The following is an 18876-nucleotide window of genomic DNA, read 5'->3' on the forward strand; positions in this document are numbered from 1 at the left end:
TCATCACCGGGGCACATGCCGGTCAAAGAAGACAGCTTCGACTCCGTTCCATTCATTAATCAGATCCGACCTTTTCTCATTGAGGGCTTTCACCGTACTGTTATATTTTTTGACTGCTTCATTCACTTCATTTACTTTAGCGTTATAGAGATCAACATCCTCCCTGGTCCTCTCGTCTTCTTTCTTCAATTCATAGGCTTTTTTAAGTTTTTCAAAGGCTTCCTGTTTCATGAGAAAGTCCAGCATAACCGGCATCTTTTCCATGGACTCCGCAGAATAAAAGGAGAGAAGCTTCTGACATATTATTTTCAGGGAGTTGTCGTTTTTAAATGGCTTGATATTTTTAAGCGCTTTCAATCCTTCCTGGCTGTATTTCTGCAGGGTGAGTCTATTCTGTTCAATCTTGCTTATGTCGTTGTGCGAAACGGCATCGAGAAGATAGAGTTCCTGTTTGTGTGATTTAAAAAAGATAAGGTAGACCGAGTCATGGTAGTTTGTCACCCTCCCGGCCTCCCTCAGGTTCTTCACCGTCTCTGATTCATCGAAGATAAGGTCTATGTTATACAGCGCGGCATACTCTTTCTGCTTGAGTTCCATTTCGTTGGCAATAGCTGAAAACTTTTCATTAGCCTTCTCCTTTGCTGCTAGATAGGCCTCCATCAGGTCATAGGACTGTTCGGCAATCTCTTCCATGTTGACCAGTTTGCCATAGTCCTCCTCCATGATATACAACAGTGAATTGACATAATCGGAAAAGGCCTTTTTCAGTATTGTATCATTGTTATAGGGCTTTATCTCCTTAATGAACTCCACCAGCTTCTTAATTCGCATGATAACAGCCCTGCGTTCCCCCTCAATGGCCTTTGCGTCATTGCTATGGGCTCCCAGCTTTATGAAATTCCATATTGCATCCTGGATTTCACCGATTTCACCGGTATATGACTCAAGATAGACCACTGACGGGCTTTTCCCGGCCTCCTGGTCAGATGCGGGTTCGCTTCCCGCGTGGATTGTGGAAAATGCAAGGATCACGCTCATAATACAAAAATAGTTCATTAGTTTTCTCATGGTTTTTACCTTCCCCTGAAAAGCGGTATATAGTCTTTCATTACCGAATACGCTTCTTCAATATAAACGTCCCTTCCTATGTCTATGCGTAGCTCGTCACTCATTTCCTTCCTGTACGGGTCCATGCTGCACAGGGGAGCGTCGCTGGAATTATTATCAACTGCATAAAGAAGAGATTTTTTATATACACGGGTATCGGCAGCCCGGATTATTTCCATTCGCATATTCATATGCTTCCGGAAGGCTTCAGGCGTGAGCGGGATATTGTCGTGGTCGTAAACGTAACGCCTCATGCGCTCGCTGAGTACGGCCAATTCTTTCAAACGGGTGCCTGCCCCTGTCCGGGCCCGGCTTCGTTGAACCAGGAAACTCAGTGGAAGACTCCCCTTCCTGTCGATGACCGGTTCCCGGTCGTACTTCAGCGGCGATACGGAGAGTACATCCTTCCGGTCCCGGTCCGGCACGGCGCCATGGATATCGGGAAGAGTGATATGCGGTGCCACACCCCTGTTATGGTGGGATGACAGGTGCAGGTCGTAATACAGGTTCGTGGTGATCCTCATATAATCCAATCCAGGGACATATCCCGGAACCCTATCCTTATCATCCCCATCGGCAAGCGGCAGTATCATCTGTGAAGTAGCCTTGCCGTATGTTGGGCTGCCGATGATCACGGCCCTGTTGTAATCCTTCATTGCTGCTGCAAAGAACTCCGACGCTGAGGCGCTGTATCTGTTGACCATGACAACCAGCGGCCCGGTGTACACGGTCCCCCTGACATGGTCCTTTATGACAAAGGGTTTATCCTTCCTTGAAGATGCGATGCATATGGGCCCTTCATCAATGAAGAGACCGGCAAGCTGAATGGCTTCATACAGCGAACCCCCGCTGTTGCCCCTGAGATCAAGAATCATCCCTTCAATACCGTCCCGTTTCAGTTTCAGTATTTCCCTGGCCACATCACTGGCGCAGGCCGGTGCTCCCTGCGTGTCCCATTCAGTATAAAAGGATGGAAGATAGATGTACCCGACCTTTTTTTCTCCCTTGAGAACATAGCTGGTAACAATGTTGTCCTCGTTGACCAGTTTTTCCTTCGCCAGGGGTACCTGTACAAGGGAGCCTCCCTGCTTTTCCACGGTGAGCATGATTTTCATTACGGAAGCATCACCAAATATTTTATAAATATCCGAAAGACTTCTGTCCCTGACCTGCACCGGTTCATCCTTGCCGGGAATCTTTGTTATCGCCACCACAATGTCGTCCCTGTTAAGCCTTCCCGATCTCCACGCCGGTCCTCCCGGCACCAGGCTGTTTATCCTCAACTCACCGGTTATGCTTCTCTTAAGATTGATGCCGAAGGACATCCTTGTGGCGGAAAGGTTCTGGCGTAACCTGTCCATTTCCACGGAGGAAAGATAGGAACTGTGAGTGTCATATACCGACGCCACGGCATTCAGATACTGGGATGTGACGGCATTTTCAAATCCGTCGGGGTGCCTGAGAATGTTGATGATGATATTCTTTTCCTGCTCATACACGGAACCCCTGATGCTTTCTTCCATTTCATGGAACCTTTTCTCGTAGCCCACGGTGAGATTATTGTCACGATACTCATGGTAGAAACGGTCCAGCATCCGGTATTTCAGGAATTTTCTCCACCGATCTTCAAGTTCATTCCTGTCCCTGCAGTAACTCTTTCCGGTGAAGGATATTTCTTCATCAATCCCGTAATTAAAACCCTTCTTCATTATTTTTTCGATTATGCTCAACGCATCATTCAGGCGGGCCTTGTAAAGATCGCATGTCTTTTTCACAAAGGGGGCCGAATCACCCTTTCCCGGAAGGGAGAGGTCCAGACCCGTCTCCATGAGAGCCTTCAGGTCATTTTCGGTAAAGTAGTACTTATCGGGGTCCAGGCCTTTCAGGAACCCGGTCTTGATTTCCTTTACCCGGTCCTCACCCAGGGGAATGTCCCGGTAGTGATACTTTTTCAGCATACCAATCATTGCGTCCGTTTTCCGGTTTACATCACCGGTGGCCGCACAGCCCGACAGGGCAATAATCAGGGAAAGAAGGAGAAATGACGAGCTTCTGAACATAACCGGTACACCACTATCCTGCTGTTGTTATATATACCGGGACCCTGGGGTACAAAAGACCGAAACCCATAATAATGGGTCCTCTGTCCCGGATCCGCAACACTATGGTGTTTAACTATCAGATAACGCTTCATAAAGGCAAGAAGTTTTCCTGCAAGAAGGGGTTGAATATCCCCCCCTGTTTCACAAACAGCAGCAGTAACCGTTATATTTGAAATTCGGGAATTTCCGCCGCTAGAAACCGGTTGATGGGACACAAAACGTCTCATCTGAACCCGTTCCTGAATGTTTTAGTTTTTTGAAAAAATAACTTATCTGTTTAACGTCAGAGGTGTAGGGGGGAAGTTTTTGCTGCCGCCGGATCGGGTTTATTACCGATTCCGAACTGTTTATTACTCAAACTGAACTGTTCATTGCATTGATGTTGCTTTAAGGATGTGTGTTTGTATTAATTAGCAATAAGTCTTGTTCTGTAACATGTATTTATATTACAGTTAAACTCCAGCCAAAATTTTATTTTATGGTGTCTTTCTGACGCTAAATAGAGGTATTCAATCATGAAAGCAATTATGTATTTATTTTTTTTATCAATTATAATCACTTCCTGTTCTATCGATAATAGTGATCCTCCGGATGCAATGCCTCCATCTCTTGTGATATCTTCAGCAGCAGGAGCAACAACTGCAAATTTTCCAATACCAGTAACCTTTACCTTCAGTGAAACTGTAACAGGTTTTAGTGTCGATGATATTTCAGTAACCAACGCAGCTATCAATGATTTTATTTCTGTCAATGGGGCCACTTATACTGCAAATCTCTATCCGGATACAGACCCTGCTTCAGTAACAGTAAATGTAGCGGAAGCCATAGCTCAGGACAATGCCAGCAACGATAATACAGCCGCTTCTGAATTTTCAATAGAATATGACGGCAGTGATTTAACTTTAACAATCACATCGTCAGAAACAAGCCCGTCAAATGCCGGAGTAATTCCCCTGATAATAACATTCAGTGAAGAGGTTATCGGATTTACTGCAGATGATATTATTGTTTCTAATTGCACCAGGGGAATATTAAACACATCAGATAACATAGAATTTACAATGGATGTTACCCCTTCGGCTGATGGGGAAATTACTATTGATGTAAATAGTTCAATAGCATCAGATGCTTTAACAGAATTAAAGTCAAATAATGCTTCTTTACAATTTAGCTTGGAGTCAGATAGATCGGCACCTCAAAAAGATGATATTACATTTTGGGACAATCTGACTAATGGCTATACAACAGACTCATCTGCAATTCTTGATATTGATGAAACAGATTTTTCTGAATATAAATATAAAGTGGACAATGATACAGTATGGTCTACTTCGAATGATATTAATACCGATATAACAGTATCAGAAGATGGTATACATACCGTACAGATTATAGTCAAGGATAAGGCAGGCAACTGGCAAAATGAAGATGATCCGAAGAAAGTTACTTTTCTGGTCGGTACACCTGATGGAACTGAAACATATCCATATCTGATAAGCACATTGAATGAACTTCAGGATATCAATAATAATTTAACAAAATATTATGCGCAAATCAATGATATTGATGCATCTGTCACCTCGGCGTGGAACTCGGGAGAGGGATTTGTTCCGATAGGAAGTGAAAGTGCGCAATTTGCTGGTTCATTCGATGGCAACGGGTACTGTATAAACAATTTATATATTAATCGTACTTCAGGGGTAAATCAGGCTCTCTGGGGTTACATAAATGCATCTGGTAGTGTAATAAATGTCCATGTCAGAAACTGCAATATTGCAGGTGACTTGCGTATAGCTGGATTGATCGGCACTACTTATGGGACAACTACTTTATGTAGTGCATCTGGTAATTTTTCAGGGAGAGTTGAGGTTTCAGGATTAGCTGCTCATAATTATGGAGTTATATCCCGGTGTTTTTCAGAAGGTACAGTTGCAACAACAGCAAATTATGCAGGTGGATTAGTTTTATGGAATTCTGGTACTATTATTAATTCATACAGCAGATGTTCTGTTTCTACTACAGGCCTTAATATTGGAGGTCTTTCAGCAGTTAACTGGAATAGTTCAATTCAATACTGTTATAGTACAGGCAGTGTCTCAACAGGCAGTTCAAATTATGGCGCTTTTATTGGGCTTTCTTATGGAACAGCTGATTATTATTCATGCTTTTGGGATAGTACTACTTCAGGTTTGAGTGATGGCGTAGGCAGTGTTGACCCTGATCCCGCCGGCGTAACAGGATACCCGACAGAGCTAATTGGCGAAGACAATGATATGACTGACCAGGGCATTTATTCCGGCTGGGACTTTACTAATATCTGGGCAATTGATCTAACCGGGACTATAAATAATGGATATCCCTATTTAAAAAACAATATACCTTAGTGGAAACATAGCAAATTCCGTCACCGGAAACCGGTTCATGGGATACAACGCGGGTTATCGAAAACCGTTCCTGATAACCGATATGTCAAATTATTAGCAGAATATTCCGGGCAGGAAAAGCTTTTTAAAAATTTTCTGGCCATTTCTCCGAGGGCGGCTGTGGCGCTTGTCATTAATAACAAGGAAACTGTTCGCCGACCATCATTTTGATGAGCGAGCTGTTTTACATCGCGTCGCGGAAAAAATCATTGAGTTCCTTTACCGCTTTGAAGCGTTTTGCCACCTCTTTGGCGAAGTCAGGTGCGAGGACCTCCCGGTCGGTGAAGAGTGCCATGGAATATAGATCCTTGAACTTGAGGAACTCAGCAGCCGGGCTGTCCTTTGCGAAACCCCGTGGTACATTCACCAGTGAATCGCCGTGTATCCCGTCGAAATACTTCGTGAATGATTTTTTTGTTATGATGGCGCTGAAGGCGGGGAATTCCCTTTCGATCTTTTGCCGGACTTTGTAGAGCTCTGCCGGTTCCGGGTGATAGATACCGCCCCCGGCCATGCAGCTGCCCGGTTCAATGTGTATATAATATCCTGCTGGCTTCATCTTGTTCCCCTGGGGAGAAAGCACGGCACCGAAATTCGTTTTGTACGGGGTTTTGTCTCTGGCAAAACGGGTGTCTCGATAAATTCTGAACATGCAGTCACCCGGCATGAGGTGCTCTATGGATTTATCGAACCCTGCCACCAGGGATATAAGGTACATGAGGAATTCCTCCATATCGGCCCTGCTCTTATTATACTCCTCTTTATGAGCAGTAAACCATTCCCTGTTATTGTTTTTGCCCAGGTTCTTTAAAAAATTAAGTGTGCTTTTCTGTATCATGGCATCGTCCTGCGGAGTGGATTGATGAAGAAAGGATACCCGAATGATCGTGCCCTGTCAATCATTTCAGGGGCGGAAACATACTGCGACCGGCTGAATAGTTTTAGCATACGTGCAGAATGGGGGTGAAAGCTGCTTTCATAGTTTCCATCGGAACGGCTATGTATACCGGAGAAATTAGTTTACATTAATATTCCAGCCTTAAAGTTCAACAGCATGTTTGACTATTGAAAGGCCAAGGTCTGTTTCAACTGTTGCTCTGGATCTATTTTTCTCAACCCCTGGCACCACCGATCCAGTAGTAGACTGCAACCAGGTGAAGATGTTTTCCTCAATACCTCAATTCAACTTTCTATTCTTCCGGCTCCCTTCCTTTTCAATTGACAAAAAAAGGCAACCTAAACCCTATTCAAATATAAATATTCTATTGGCAGAATAAAATGAAACCACACAATAATAAAAACACAAACAGCCTGGGTGAATTTATTGCCCTTATGGCCATGACAATGTCCCTTGTGGCTCTGAGCACCGATTCCATGCTTCCCGCACTGGACCATATCAGTATTTCCCTGGGGGTTTCAGGGAGCAACGCAAGCCAGTTGGTAATATCATTCTTTTTTCTCGGTCTTGCTTTCGGTCAGATATTTTACGGTCCCATATCTGACAGTGTCGGGAGAAAACCCCCACTCTACGCGGGATATATAATCTTTATCAGCGGCTGTCTGCTCTCTTTCTTTGCGCAGACCTTTTCCATGATGCTGGCGGGCAGGGTTCTGCAGGGACTTGGGGCAGCCGCCCCAAGAACCGTGACTCTTTCACTGGTAAGGGATCAGTATTCCGGAAAGGTAATGGCACGGATAATGTCTTTTGTTATGACCGTCTTTATTCTTGTTCCCGCTGTTGCTCCCACTATGGGGCAGGGTATCCTTGCCATATCCGGCTGGAGAAGTATTTTCATCGCCCTCCTTTCTCTTGCGGCCATTAACATTTTATGGCTTGGAGGCCGGCAGAAGGAAACTCTTCGTGAAGAGTATCGTGGAGAAATTACCGGACGGTGGATAGGTCAGGCATTAAAGTTCTATTTCTCATGCAAATCAGCTGTCGGTTATACCATGATAGCCGGAATACTCGGCGGGGTCTTCCTCGGTTACCTTAATACATCACGACAGATATATCAGGATATCTACGGCCTGGGAAAACTGTTCCCTGTCTTTTTTGCCATTACCGCCCTTTCAATAGGAGGCGCCTCTCTCAGCAACGCACGGATGGTCATGCGTTTCGGTATGCGATCAATGGCCCTGAGGGCAATGCAGGTCATGTCTTTGCTTTCAATCCTCATGTTTGTTGCGTCAATAGTAACCGGTGGCAGACCGCCACTCTGGCTTCTCATGGTATACTTTATCCCCACATTTTTCTGCATAGGCATTCAGTTCGGGAATCTCAATGCTCTGGCAATGGACCCCCTGGGAAAGATAGCGGGTACTGGCGCAGCAATCGTAGGATTCATATCCACCCTTGTACAGTTTATTCTCGGGACCATCATCGGGCAGCTGTTCAATGACACCCTGATGCCTCTTATTGGCGGTTTTGTTGCTATGAGCCTTGTGTCACTGGCAATAATGTTTTATACGAAGAAGTATACGGAAGAAAACCCTGACGAAGAATGTAACATTCAGGAGAAGGTCCTCGAAGGGATATCACAGACACTTGAATAAGAAAGGCCTCCGCAAGGAGACTTTTCTTCCCTCCTTCTCGCGGGTTATCCGAACCCGTTCCTGATGACCGATACGTCAAATTATTAGCAGAATATTCCGGACAGGCAAGGTTTTTAAATTTTTTCCAGGCAACACCAACAGGCAGATTTCTGAAATATTACATATAAGCATGCGAATCGTGGAAACCCATATTACCAGTATTTACAGTAAACTAGGCCTCAAAAGACGCAGCGAACTTATTAATTACTGTCCCGGCCTTTTAAAAATCCTCTTTCTAAATAATACATTAAACATTATTTCTTCTCCTCTTTTGCATACTTTTGGATATTTTTTGGAAGTATTACGGGTTTACCACGATGCCCCCACAGTAAAAATCTATTACACTTATATTCAAAATATGGTTTAGATCGGTTTGCCTTATGGCTATACCGGTATTTCATGCCGGCAGAGTATTTTCGGAGTATTAGAATGCCGATTTTCCATCAGTGCCTGGCCAGAGAGATATTTATAAATAAGTGATTCGAAGAAGGAGAACTATGAGAAAGCTAAGTGTTGCAATCTGTTTCATGAGCCTGTTTACCCTGGGAAGTGTCTTTTTTCTAACCAGCTGTGAAGATATTGATACTAAGCCAATTCCCTGTGTCGATGATGGTGACTGCAGCGCAACCCAGGCGTGTGTAGATAATTTTTGTACCAGCTGTAAATGTAAAGAGCTTGGAGGCACCTGTACCCTTCTAACTGAAGATTGTGCGGAAGGGACATTTGACTGGTCCTCCCTCGGATGCCCCGGTGGAAGAGATGCGAAATGCTGTCTTCCCGACAGTTCATGTGCTGCTATTGGCGGAACCTGCATTGACTGGGATGCAACCTGCCCTGACGGGTATGGGACATTCGGCTCCATGGATTGTCCCGATGGCCGGTACGATCAGTGCTGCATTCCAGTTCGGTAGTCTTAAAAAGTAAAATACCAGGAGATTCTTTATGAAAAAAACCATGCTATTGGCGATTATTTTTTCAGCACTGGCAGTACTGGCTACTGTAACAACCTGCACGGATACGGATAATTCAAATGACCAGTGTATTGATATGGACGGCGATGGCTATGGCGTCAACTGTGCTCTCGGTTCTGACTGCGATGATGGTGATACGAATATTAATGCTGGTACCACGTATTTCCTTGACATGGATATTGATACCTACGGGGTTTCCGGCAACACCCAAACTGCCTGCAGCCCGACTGGAGATTATACGGCAACCAGGGGCGGGGATTGTGATGATAGTGACATGAACATCAACCCCGATGCTGTAGAAGTATGTGACGGTAAAGATAATGATTGTGATGGAGCGACTGATGGAGATGATTCAGACTTTGAAACCGCACCTCTTGCGGACAATCAGGTAGGAGTCTGTAATGGCTGTCTAAAAGTCTGTTCTGGATCATCGGGCTGGCAAAACAATTATTTTCAGATAGAAGACTATGAATTCGATGAAGTGACGCTTTATGATTCCATCGATAATGACTGTGATGGAGTGACTGATGAATAAGAGAGGAACTATCAACAATATTTACCAAAAGCATCCGGCATGCAGAGCTTTTTTAAATCGCTTCGGTTATCTTCTCTGAACCCGGAAGTCAAAGCGCTACTGAAAGCTCTAAGCTAAGATCAGTATACTATAAAAGTTAGGGTGGCATCAGGAGTTTTCTCTACAAAATTCTTTAATCTTGGAAACATAGGAAATTCCACCGCCTGAAACCGGTCCAGGGGACACAACGCGGGTTATCGGAACTCGTTCCTGATGACCAATATATCAAATTATTAGCAGAATATTCCGAACAGGTAAGGCTTTTTAAAAAATTTTGAGCAGGTCTAAAAAGCAGTAAAGTATCTTGTGTGCATAGACCATGCCATGAGGCCGATACTACAGTCAAATGGCAGAACGAGAATCCATAATCTCAGCAGCAATCTTGACCTCAACATAAGGACACTGGCGCGGTATTTTAAATCGGCGATGGAACTTACTCCCAAGGAATTTTCGGTATTCATCCGTCTGAATCATATATACAGAATGATGTGAACGAGTTCCGGTATTGACACCTGTGATATTACTTACGTGTGAGGTTATTACGATCAGGCCCATTTTATCAACGAGCTTAAACATTTTATCTCGATGACACTTACCGCCGTTATCAACAAACAAAACGAGTCCGTGAAACGGTCATACCACGAAATCGCAAAGCACTAGTTACTCTTCTCAAAGAGCGCTGTAAGTTTTCCCATATACTATATTTCCCCTGTTTCCATCAGAACAGCTAAGTTATAAGGGAATGTCGATTTTTTCCAATACAAATTATTCTGATATCGATATTTTTCCCTATAAATATATATTAAACAGGGGAACAGCCTGCAGGGATTGTTAGAGTAGTATACCGCACAATTCAGAAACAGCCGGCATTATCTGCAAGCTCCATTTCGATGCTGACTTTTCCCGTATCAATTTTTATCGGAGGGCGATATGAGTAAAATATTGAAAAGTATCTCTTATCCCATTGTGTTTTGTATGATCATTTCGCCGGTATCATTTCTTCCATCATGTTTTTCCGATGACGCTGGTAATTCGAACGGCAAAACCTATGCCATTGGTGACATTGGTCCGAGCGGTGCAGGTATAGTATTCTATATTACAGACGGTGGATTACATGGACTGGAGGCGGCGTCATCAGACCAAAGTATAAGTTCCATGTGGAGCACTATAATTAATACCCTTGTGAATGGCACCAGTCCTTTACCCACCGAAATAGGAACAGGTTCTTCCAATACCGACGCCATAATTGCTCAAAATAGCGGTGCCGCAAGTGCGGCAAAAATATGCAGAGATTACACCGGGGGTGGTAAAACTGACTGGTTTTTGCCATCCAGAGATGAACTGAATGAGTTATATCTGCAAAGGGCAATTGTCGGCAATTTCTGGAATAGCGGCTATTGGAGTTCGTCTGAATGGGATGAAGACTATGCCTGGACCCAGGACTTCAACAGCGCTGGCAGAGGTAATCAGGACGGCTATACAAAGGACAGCACTCCCCGTGTAAGAGCAATCAGGGATTTTTAACCTGTGTAAAAATAAATATCCGTAAATACTGTTTTAGAGAGCAATAGGAGTACAGTGTTAAAATGTTGCTGGATCCTGGTTGTGTTAGGCCTACAGGAAATTACATAGCTGAATCTCAGTCAAGGGGAGTAGATTGGGAAAACTAATTTTTATTCACCTTAGTGCAATCTTTTAGGAGTACGAGAATCAGATAATGAAAATCATGAATAAATGTCCGATACCTCTGTTTATCATTACTATGTTTTTCTTCACATCCTGTTCCGGCCCGAGAAATTACACGAAAAATAAAATCGTCCAACCACAGTATGTAAATCTGTCAAGGCTGGGCAACATCCTTAAAAATGAAAAAATTTCAAGTTGGGGATACGCCGTGTTCCGGCATATTGACAATTACAATATCAAAGAGAAAGAAAAAGGATGGGTATATTATGAGGACGAGCGAAGCCAGAGTTATGTTCTGCAAATGTACCGTTTCAGTATTAATGTCACGGAAATAGGAGCGGTAATAGCCAGGGATAAAATAACGGGTAAATATTACGGATATTTTCGATATTACAGCGGCTTAACAAAAAATAATTATATTTTTGACCGGAGGCTTCCCATAAAAGTCATGATCGACCCGAAAAGAAACATACTATACCTGGCATCAATGGGGAATTATGCCGGCTGGAATAATAAAAAGTACGCCAGTGAATTCAAATATGATTTCGAGGTCTTTGGTTATATCACCAAGCCGAATCCAAAGAAAAGGATTTGGTAACATCCGCTGCCGCATACCCTCTGCCGTGAAAGAAGCATATATATTCAATCCATCATTACCGATTGCTAAATCATTATTTAACATAAACTGCAATTCCGGAAAATACAGAAAATAATCCACCGGCACATTAAAGAACCTTATACACCACGCCAAAGCGGTAAAACATTCCCCCCGCGTTTATATTATAACCTTTTTTATACCCCGCACCGATACCATTTATTATAAGATCATGATTTGAGGTCATCTGGAATTCACAGAAAAGCCCCAGTGATTCAGTAACAAAATAATTGGCGCCGGCCAGGAAATGGGGGCCAAAACCGCTGTTCTTGAAATGATAATTATGGGAATCTAATCCATAAGTATAGTTAAAAGTGGCAGATCCATAACTCATCCCCAGGCCCAGGTATATACTCCCCCTGCTGTCGGCAACATCGATGCTTATCCCAACTGTCAAAGGTATTTCCCATGAAGAAAAATTATACATATTTTCATAATCACTGCCACCGAGAGTAAAGGTAAATTTCCCTTCAGTGGCGAAGGTATAATTAAAGCCCGTCCTGACAAAAAGATAGCGAAGGACATTGTACTGCAGATGCCCCGAAACAGTCAGGGGGACCATATCAGTAAATTTATCATTAGTACATGTTTGAATTACATCAGAGACGTCGTCCTTATAATCAGAGGTCGTCTGGCTCGTGATATCATTATATCCGAACCCGATGCCGGCAAAAAGCCCTTCACGGGCAAAGGCCTTTAAACCGGTCAACATCAGACCACTTATTACGCAGACTATTAATAATTTTTTCATTTGGATCCCCCTGAATAATTGAATGTAAATATTATGTTAAAATAACCCGTAAATAACACCCGCAACAAAAAGAATGTCGTAATTTTTAACCGAGGGGACATACCCGTCATGCACATCAACGATGCCTTTTTTGAAATTCGCTCCGATAAACCAGATAAAATCTCTCACCACATAGCGTAAACCCGTCTCAAGATTGAGACCCAGGTCCATTTTCCATTGCCCTGCCATGTTGACGGAATCAGATTCCGACCACCACCAGGCGTTTGTTGCCGGGGCCACATACAAGCCTGCGCCGGCATAAAAAAAACTCTTCTTAATGCCAACCATAAAGTTCATGTTTACATATTCCAGTTCCTGTGTATAAATAGTTCCCGTGGCCTTCCCCCTGGTCTTGTAGCCCATCCACAGCATGCCGATATCGAACCACGCCATTAGACCGGGATCTTCCAGGCTTACATAAGCAATCCGCGCAACAGGGGTTGAGTAAGATAGCTTCACTCCCTCGTAATCTTCCTGTGGGTCCGAACCCATGGTAGCGCCAGAAACACCGACGCTTCCATAGATCCCGAGATATATTGTTTTGCCTTCCTTTTTTGCTTTGGCTCGGGGAGCGGCAAAGAGATCGCTCACAAAAAACAATACAAAAACCGCAGTAACCGATAACATCAAATTTTTCATATAACTACCCTGTTAAAATATTTGCTGTTCTCCATAGATTCCACCGGATAAAGCCGTTCATATGGATATTATTCAAAATGGAATATAATAAAAATAATTCTGCCGGTATTGGAAAAAATCGACATTTTAGAATCTCACATGAAAAGACTTTCAGCTGGAAGGATAAAGTATTCTAATGGACTGGGTTAAATCTTCACTACTTCACGGAAAGAACGTTCTACGGTCTCCTTCTGTTTATTGATAAAAGCGGTAGGTGTCAGCGAGGTGAAGAGTCTGAACTCGTTTATAAAGTGGGCTTGGTCATAATAGCCGCACTCAAATATGAGGTCCTGGAGGTCATGACATTTGCCGGAATTGATCCTGTTGAAAGCCTCGTTGAATCGGAGGACCCGTGACAGTTCTTTGGGAGTAATCCCCACAATGCGTCTGAAGTCCCTTTCCAGAGTCTTGATGCTTACGTTGAGTGTGGTACAGATGCTGCTGATATTGACATCGTTCCTGAAGTTGTTGAGAAAAAATGAAGCCCGGGCTATATGGAGAGCTTTCATCGCTTTACCTGAAAGCAAGTTGCAGAAAAAACTGTCTGCCAGAGAAATCTTCTTCTCCCGGGACGGTTCATCGCACAACCGCGCAATGAAATCCTTTCCGGGGCGGCCCATGACCAGGTCGAGATCTATCCTGCGCCCGTTGAATTCAACCTGTGGAATATCGAGAAAGCGGTAGATCCCATAGGGCCTGAAGATCACCGAAAGAATACGCAGATTGCCCAGGCACCGGTAATACACGGGCTCAAGGATCTGGCCGCCCAGGTAACCGGAAGCGCTTTTCAGCTGATAGTTGTCCGTTGAGAAAATTACCCTGTCTCCAAAAGATATGATCATTTCCAGGTGTCCGCTGGGATAGATGTTCATGGGCTGGTTCCGGAAGGCACCTTCTTCATCCTCGATGAGGATAAAGGATTTGATATAGGAAGATAACTGTTGAGACGGAATATATTCCTGGCAAAACATGTTCAATTCCTCTTAATCAGGATTAATATTCAATATGTATATATTCTGTTCAGATAAATTACATGAGCATCAGAAGTCTTCATGAGTACATCAGGTGTGAAGCGGGTAAGATTTTTGAAGTCGTTGATAAAGTGGGACTGATCATAATATCCGCACTCAAACACGACATCCTGGATATCATTGGAATCGTTTGTTTTCAAAAGCCGATATGCGTGATTGATACGAATAATCGTCGCAAACTCCTTCGGTGTAAGTCCCAGTGTGTATTTAAACCGCCGCTCCAGAGTTTTGATATTAACATCCATCCGTTTGCAAATATCCCTGATTTTTACCGCACCTTTGGTCAGTATTATATACACCAGCTCTCTGTCGATATCGGTTGACCGTTCTACCGCCTTGATATATTGACACGACAGAAAGGAATCCATCGCCAGTGCTTTCTCCTCCGGCGTCTTCGCAAGTGCTACCTTTTCTATAACGTCAGTCCCGTCTATGCCGCAAATATCTTCAAGGTTCACCGCAAGATTCCTGAATTCAACCTGGGGATGCCCGAAAATCTTAAAGACGCCATAAGGTTTAAAAAGGACACACAGGCATTTTATCCTGCCCCGCGGCCTGAAGAAACCAGGTCTGTTATGGGGACCATATAAATATCCCCCCTTAACCTCACCGGGATAATTAATGTGGCTTTCGCAGTGATCACCATAATGTACAGCGATTTCAGGTAATCCGTTGGGGACGATATTCATGGGCAGATCTTTCAGACTGCCGTCATCTTCAAAAACAATATATGATTCGATAAAGGGTGCTAGGGGCGGAGAAGGTTTATATAATCGTAATAACATTTCGGATTGCCCTGATAAAAAAGTATTGTTCAGAAATTTCTATTGAATATGATATATGGTAATTACCGCCACGGGAAACAAGTCCATGAGATTGAATGTCTCTTGAACAAAAACGCTTTGCCGTAGCTTTCTATTCATCATACCCATCCTGATTTTTCCCGCAACAACATTTTTCTTCCAGAATGTATGCATAATAAAGTATCCTCCAGAAAAACAACTTTGGAGGCACTGTCATGGACAAAATGAGTAAAAAAGTAAGGGAAAACTACGAATTGCGGAACCTGCCGGAAAACACACAGAAAAGATATTTGCCGATCATCAGGCAGTATTCCGAATACTTCAACAGGTCTCCGATCGAAATAGGCTCTCAAGAAATCAGGGATTATTTGCTCTGTACTCTTTCAAATAAAAATGAATTCAATCCCCATAATCGCTGCCTCATCGGTTTCGCTGAGAGGGTAGGAGGTCCGCCTGCTAGCAGCTACAGGATGTCGCGATAATGCTGATCAAACCGGCTTATATCACATTGAAAATAAATGTGATATAACCCTCAGTCTTATCGGAACCCGTTCCTGATGACCAATATGTCAAATTATTGACAGAATATTACGGACAGGCAAGGCTTTTTTGAAATGTAAGTTTATAAAAAAATATGTAAAATCTTTGACGGTTTAAATATATTTCAAACCGTCTATGCAGAAGACTCCTTCTGCATAGATTCATATACTCAATCAGGCAAAATATCTTGGAATAAGATATATAATTTGTTTTAAAAAATTTAAAATAAACTGCCTTCTGCTTTTCGGCTGAATGATATACAATAAAAGCAGCGCACTGACAATGACTGCAATAATTATTAACGCTTTCATTTTACCTTCTCCTTATTGTTCATATTTTTCTATTAAATCAGCAGCAATCATTCCGGATGCCGTTACCGTCGGCACGCCTCCTCCAGGATGGGTTGAAGCCCCTGTAAGATACAGCCCTTTAATGTGTCTCGACCGTGCAGATGGGCGAAACATCATGGAGTGAGGAAGGTCCTGTCTCAAAGCATATATAGCCCCTTCGGGAGACCTCAGTCTTTTTTCAAAATCAACGGGTGTAGAGAGTTCTGCTAAAACAATATGTTCCTCAAGACCGGGAAGATACCTATCAGCAAGAAACTTTATAATTCTTTCTTTTAAGTGAGGCTTTTCTGCATCCCATGTGGTCCCCTTCAGATTATAAACTCCCGGAGCCAGTGTAACTGCAATGATATGATGTCCTTTCGGCGCCAGAGAAGGATCTGATTTGGTTGTCCAGCTTAAAATACCAAACTGTTCCTGGGGGAAACTTCCTTTCAGGTAATGATTATTCCAATAATCATTTGTTTTACCCATGGGTAAAGTCATCAATGTATGATGATCTTTTAGAGGAGGCGCATAATCAAGACAAAGATACAGCATTGGTGTTGCCATCGAATACACATAACTTTTTAATCCGACTTTAGCAAGCCAGGGAAGATATTCTTCGCCAATTAAGTCAAAATACATTTTCTTAGAATTAATATTAGACACAACAATATTTGCGGTAATTTCTGTACCGTCTTCCAGCAGCACCCCTTTCACTCTTTTGTTTTCAATCAAAATTTTCTCAACAGGGGCATTCACCTGAACTATCATTCCTGCTTTTTCTCCACATGATTGGAAACCCTTTGGAATTCCGATCATGCCGCCTTTACTATAATATATGCCTTTATGCTCTGCATAAGGAATCATGGCATAATGTCCCGGTAAAAGCGCGGGAGGAAGACCGGCATAAAAACTGTGAAAAGAAAATGATTCAAGGAGCTTCTCGTTCTTAAAATACTTCCTCATGACCCCTTCGTAACTGCTGAAGAAAAGACTATTGTATTTCAATAAAGCGGGAGTTTTAGCAAACAGCTTAATTACATCGGTCAAGTTATTTGCAGGAGTGACAAAAAAACCATCCAGAGCTGCATCGAGAAATCCTTCAATTTTTTTTGAATATTTTTCCCAGCCTTTAACATCTTCCGGTGCAAATTTTTCTATCTCTCTTTTTGTTTCTTCCAGAGAAATTGGATAGGTGACACTGGTTCCATCGTGAAGTATGGCAGAAAAGGTCGGATCAACAGGAATAAGATCGACTTCCTTTTCAAAAGACGTACCCATTCTTTTAAAACACCAGTCAATGACTTGAGGAAATTCGATAATAGAGGCACCAAGGTCAATTTTATACCCCTGCTGCTCAAAGGTAGAACAACAGCCTCCAATTCTGCTACTTTGTTCAAGAAGAAGAACTCTGCGTCCCTGGTGAGCAAGAAGAGCTCCGGAACTCAGACCTCCACAACCGGCACCGATAACAATAACATCATAATCACTCATGATATGCCCCTTGTACATTTAAAGTATCACATCAACTGAAATCAATATAAGGAGCCTGATTCACAAGTTCATTAACCCATGTTAAGAGGTTAATTTTTTTATTGGGGAAGATTAAAACATTACTTTAAATTTTTAGTATGTCTCAGGCGGGACAAAGCAACATCAGTAACACCAAGATATGAAGCGATATGATATTGAGGAATCCTGTTTATCAAGTCAGGATATTCATCAAGAAATTTCGCATAACGTATTTCCAGGGGATCAAGAAGAAATTCTTTCTCTCGTTCCTCCATATGACGAATAAACGATATGGCTATTAAGCGTCCATATCTCTCCCAACAGGAGTGTCTATTATAAAGTTCTTCCATTGAACTTTTGGAAATTGTAATTGTTTCTGTCTCTTCAAAAGCCTGTATATAAAAGCCGCATGGCAAATTGAGAAAAAGAGCACTGAAGGAACTGAAAAATCTATTATCCATTACAAAATATTTATTATATTCTTTGCCTGATCCGGTAATATAATAAAATCGAACAAGACCCTTTATAAGGGAAAACAATCGATTTGGTCTTTCTCCTGCATGAAGAAGAAATGAATCTTTTTTAAATGTTACGGTACTAAAATTTTTTACCGCATAGTCCCATTCAATATCGGGAATTTTAACTATTTTTTCGATGCTGCGCCTGAGACGGTTTAAAACAGGTATATTGTTATCATTAAAAATCATTATGTACTACATAGCCATCCATTAGTATTTATATTGTTTTCATTTTACATTGAACAGCCTCCCATCGTCAAGAAAGTATTCAGGACATATACGCCCATTGCTATTAAAACAGCATCATCATCAGCCGGCTCACAGGGCAAAATGCATTTTCAAAAACCCTGCATCAGTGCCCCAGTGTGTTCAAATATTGACAAAAAGTGCCGGCTATGCAAGGCTTTTACTGTATTTAGATACATAGTGGAATCTCCACCGCCCGAAACCGGTCCAAGGGACACAACAGGTCTTATCGGAAGGACGTTCCTGAACAACGCTACGTTAATGTATTGACAAAATATTCCGGGAAGGCAAGGCTTTTTTAAATTTTTCGCGCGCC

At 42.7% G+C, this 18876-nt stretch carries 16 protein-coding genes; 7 read left to right on the forward strand and 9 right to left on the reverse strand.

The window, feature by feature from the left end; genetic code table 11:
- Positions 1 to 3 precede the first annotated feature (3 nt).
- Together CVV44_08635 and CVV44_08640 are read right to left on the reverse strand one after the other, a co-directional pair.
- On the reverse strand, positions 4 to 1056 hold the full coding sequence (locus CVV44_08635; protein ID PKL38926.1) for a hypothetical protein: 1053 nt from the start codon (positions 1054 to 1056) through the stop codon (positions 4 to 6).
- 17 nt (positions 1057 to 1073) lie between these two features.
- Complete coding sequence (locus tag CVV44_08640; GenBank protein ID PKL38927.1) at positions 1074 to 3167, reverse strand: hypothetical protein; 2094 nt, start codon at positions 3165 to 3167, stop codon at positions 1074 to 1076.
- Between the two features lie 557 nt (positions 3168 to 3724).
- Between CVV44_08640 and CVV44_08645 the strand changes: the two genes are divergently transcribed.
- The gene (locus CVV44_08645; protein PKL38928.1) at positions 3725 to 5593 is read left to right on the forward strand and encodes a hypothetical protein; all 1869 of its coding nucleotides are present in this window, start codon (positions 3725 to 3727) and stop codon (positions 5591 to 5593) included.
- 223 nt (positions 5594 to 5816) lie between these two features.
- Here the strand turns inward: CVV44_08645 and CVV44_08650 are convergent, their stop codons facing one another.
- On the reverse strand, positions 5817 to 6470 hold the full coding sequence (locus tag CVV44_08650; GenBank protein ID PKL38929.1) for a TIGR02453 family protein: 654 nt from the start codon (positions 6468 to 6470) through the stop codon (positions 5817 to 5819).
- A 440-nt stretch (positions 6471 to 6910) separates the two neighbouring features.
- On the opposite strand from CVV44_08650, the gene CVV44_08655 reads away from it, so the two are divergent.
- The 5 genes from CVV44_08655 to CVV44_08675 all read left to right on the forward strand — a co-directional run bounded on the left by CVV44_08655 (position 6911) and on the right by CVV44_08675 (position 12053).
- Positions 6911 to 8185, forward strand: coding sequence for a Bcr/CflA family drug resistance efflux transporter (locus tag CVV44_08655; protein PKL38930.1), 1275 nt, complete (start codon positions 6911 to 6913; stop codon positions 8183 to 8185).
- 169 nt (positions 8186 to 8354) lie between these two features.
- A complete protein-coding gene (locus tag CVV44_08660) occupies positions 8355 to 8591 on the forward strand; it encodes a hypothetical protein (protein ID PKL38931.1) in 237 nt (78 codons plus the stop codon).
- Positions 8592 to 9166: 575 nt separating this feature from the next.
- Complete coding sequence (locus CVV44_08665) at positions 9167 to 9730, forward strand: hypothetical protein (protein ID PKL38932.1); 564 nt, start codon at positions 9167 to 9169, stop codon at positions 9728 to 9730.
- Positions 9731 to 10744: 1014 nt separating this feature from the next.
- Positions 10745 to 11293: a DUF1566 domain-containing protein gene (locus tag CVV44_08670; protein ID PKL39250.1), complete on the forward strand. Its 549-nt coding sequence runs from the start codon at positions 10745 to 10747 to the stop codon at positions 11291 to 11293.
- Positions 11294 to 11486: 193 nt separating this feature from the next.
- Complete coding sequence (locus CVV44_08675) at positions 11487 to 12053, forward strand: hypothetical protein (protein PKL38933.1); 567 nt, start codon at positions 11487 to 11489, stop codon at positions 12051 to 12053.
- Positions 12054 to 12180: 127 nt separating this feature from the next.
- Here CVV44_08675 and CVV44_08680 read toward each other — a convergent pair whose 3' ends face one another.
- The 4 genes from CVV44_08680 to CVV44_08695 all read right to left on the reverse strand — a co-directional run bounded on the left by CVV44_08680 (position 12181) and on the right by CVV44_08695 (position 15394).
- Positions 12181 to 12861: a hypothetical protein gene (locus tag CVV44_08680; GenBank protein PKL38934.1), complete on the reverse strand. Its 681-nt coding sequence runs from the start codon at positions 12859 to 12861 to the stop codon at positions 12181 to 12183.
- Between the two features lie 36 nt (positions 12862 to 12897).
- Positions 12898 to 13539: a hypothetical protein gene (locus tag CVV44_08685; GenBank protein ID PKL38935.1), complete on the reverse strand. Its 642-nt coding sequence runs from the start codon at positions 13537 to 13539 to the stop codon at positions 12898 to 12900.
- Between the two features lie 185 nt (positions 13540 to 13724).
- A complete protein-coding gene (locus tag CVV44_08690; protein PKL38936.1) occupies positions 13725 to 14549 on the reverse strand; it encodes a hypothetical protein in 825 nt (274 codons plus the stop codon).
- A 29-nt stretch (positions 14550 to 14578) separates the two neighbouring features.
- The gene (locus CVV44_08695; GenBank protein ID PKL38937.1) at positions 14579 to 15394 is read right to left on the reverse strand and encodes a hypothetical protein; all 816 of its coding nucleotides are present in this window, start codon (positions 15392 to 15394) and stop codon (positions 14579 to 14581) included.
- A gap of 233 nt (positions 15395 to 15627) precedes the next feature.
- Here CVV44_08695 and CVV44_08700 point away from each other — a divergent pair, with 233 nt between their 5' ends.
- Positions 15628 to 15894: a hypothetical protein gene (locus tag CVV44_08700; GenBank protein ID PKL38938.1), complete on the forward strand. Its 267-nt coding sequence runs from the start codon at positions 15628 to 15630 to the stop codon at positions 15892 to 15894.
- Positions 15895 to 16275: 381 nt separating this feature from the next.
- Here CVV44_08700 and CVV44_08705 read toward each other — a convergent pair whose 3' ends face one another.
- Both CVV44_08705 and CVV44_08710 read right to left on the reverse strand, forming a co-directional pair.
- Positions 16276 to 17796, reverse strand: coding sequence for a hypothetical protein (locus tag CVV44_08705; protein PKL38939.1), 1521 nt, complete (start codon positions 17794 to 17796; stop codon positions 16276 to 16278).
- A gap of 101 nt (positions 17797 to 17897) precedes the next feature.
- Positions 17898 to 18503, reverse strand: a complete 606-nt coding sequence (locus CVV44_08710) for a Crp/Fnr family transcriptional regulator (GenBank protein ID PKL38940.1) — start codon at positions 18501 to 18503, stop codon at positions 17898 to 17900.
- Between the last annotated feature and the right edge of the window lie 373 nt (positions 18504 to 18876).

This window comes from Spirochaetae bacterium HGW-Spirochaetae-1, assembly GCA_002839375.1.
In the GTDB taxonomy this organism is placed as follows: Bacteria; Spirochaetota; UBA4802; order UBA4802; family UBA5550; genus PGXY01.

What these genes read in the sequence shown, in the direction of transcription:
- CVV44_08700 (PKL38938.1), top strand. Translation starts at nt 15,628, where the DNA reads ATGGACAAAATGAGTAAAAAAGTAAGGGAAAACTACGAATTGCGGAAC.
- CVV44_08670 (PKL39250.1), top strand. Translation starts at nt 10,745, where the DNA reads ATGATCATTTCGCCGGTATCATTTCTTCCATCATGTTTTTCCGATGAC.
- CVV44_08635 (PKL38926.1), bottom strand. Translation starts at nt 1,056, where the DNA reads ATGAACTATTTTTGTATTATGAGCGTGATCCTTGCATTTTCCACAATC.
- CVV44_08645 (PKL38928.1), top strand. Translation starts at nt 3,725, where the DNA reads ATGAAAGCAATTATGTATTTATTTTTTTTATCAATTATAATCACTTCC.
- CVV44_08655 (PKL38930.1), top strand. Translation starts at nt 6,911, where the DNA reads ATGAAACCACACAATAATAAAAACACAAACAGCCTGGGTGAATTTATT.
- CVV44_08650 (PKL38929.1), bottom strand. Translation starts at nt 6,470, where the DNA reads ATGATACAGAAAAGCACACTTAATTTTTTAAAGAACCTGGGCAAAAAC.
- CVV44_08695 (PKL38937.1), bottom strand. Translation starts at nt 15,394, where the DNA reads ATGTTATTACGATTATATAAACCTTCTCCGCCCCTAGCACCCTTTATC.
- CVV44_08660 (PKL38931.1), top strand. Translation starts at nt 8,355, where the DNA reads ATGCGAATCGTGGAAACCCATATTACCAGTATTTACAGTAAACTAGGC.
- CVV44_08710 (PKL38940.1), bottom strand. Translation starts at nt 18,503, where the DNA reads ATGATTTTTAATGATAACAATATACCTGTTTTAAACCGTCTCAGGCGC.
- CVV44_08640 (PKL38927.1), bottom strand. Translation starts at nt 3,167, where the DNA reads ATGTTCAGAAGCTCGTCATTTCTCCTTCTTTCCCTGATTATTGCCCTG.
- CVV44_08680 (PKL38934.1), bottom strand. Translation starts at nt 12,861, where the DNA reads ATGAAAAAATTATTAATAGTCTGCGTAATAAGTGGTCTGATGTTGACC.
- CVV44_08690 (PKL38936.1), bottom strand. Translation starts at nt 14,549, where the DNA reads ATGTTTTGCCAGGAATATATTCCGTCTCAACAGTTATCTTCCTATATC.
- CVV44_08705 (PKL38939.1), bottom strand. Translation starts at nt 17,796, where the DNA reads ATGTACAAGGGGCATATCATGAGTGATTATGATGTTATTGTTATCGGT.
- CVV44_08675 (PKL38933.1), top strand. Translation starts at nt 11,487, where the DNA reads ATGAAAATCATGAATAAATGTCCGATACCTCTGTTTATCATTACTATG.
- CVV44_08665 (PKL38932.1), top strand. Translation starts at nt 9,167, where the DNA reads ATGAAAAAAACCATGCTATTGGCGATTATTTTTTCAGCACTGGCAGTA.
- CVV44_08685 (PKL38935.1), bottom strand. Translation starts at nt 13,539, where the DNA reads ATGAAAAATTTGATGTTATCGGTTACTGCGGTTTTTGTATTGTTTTTT.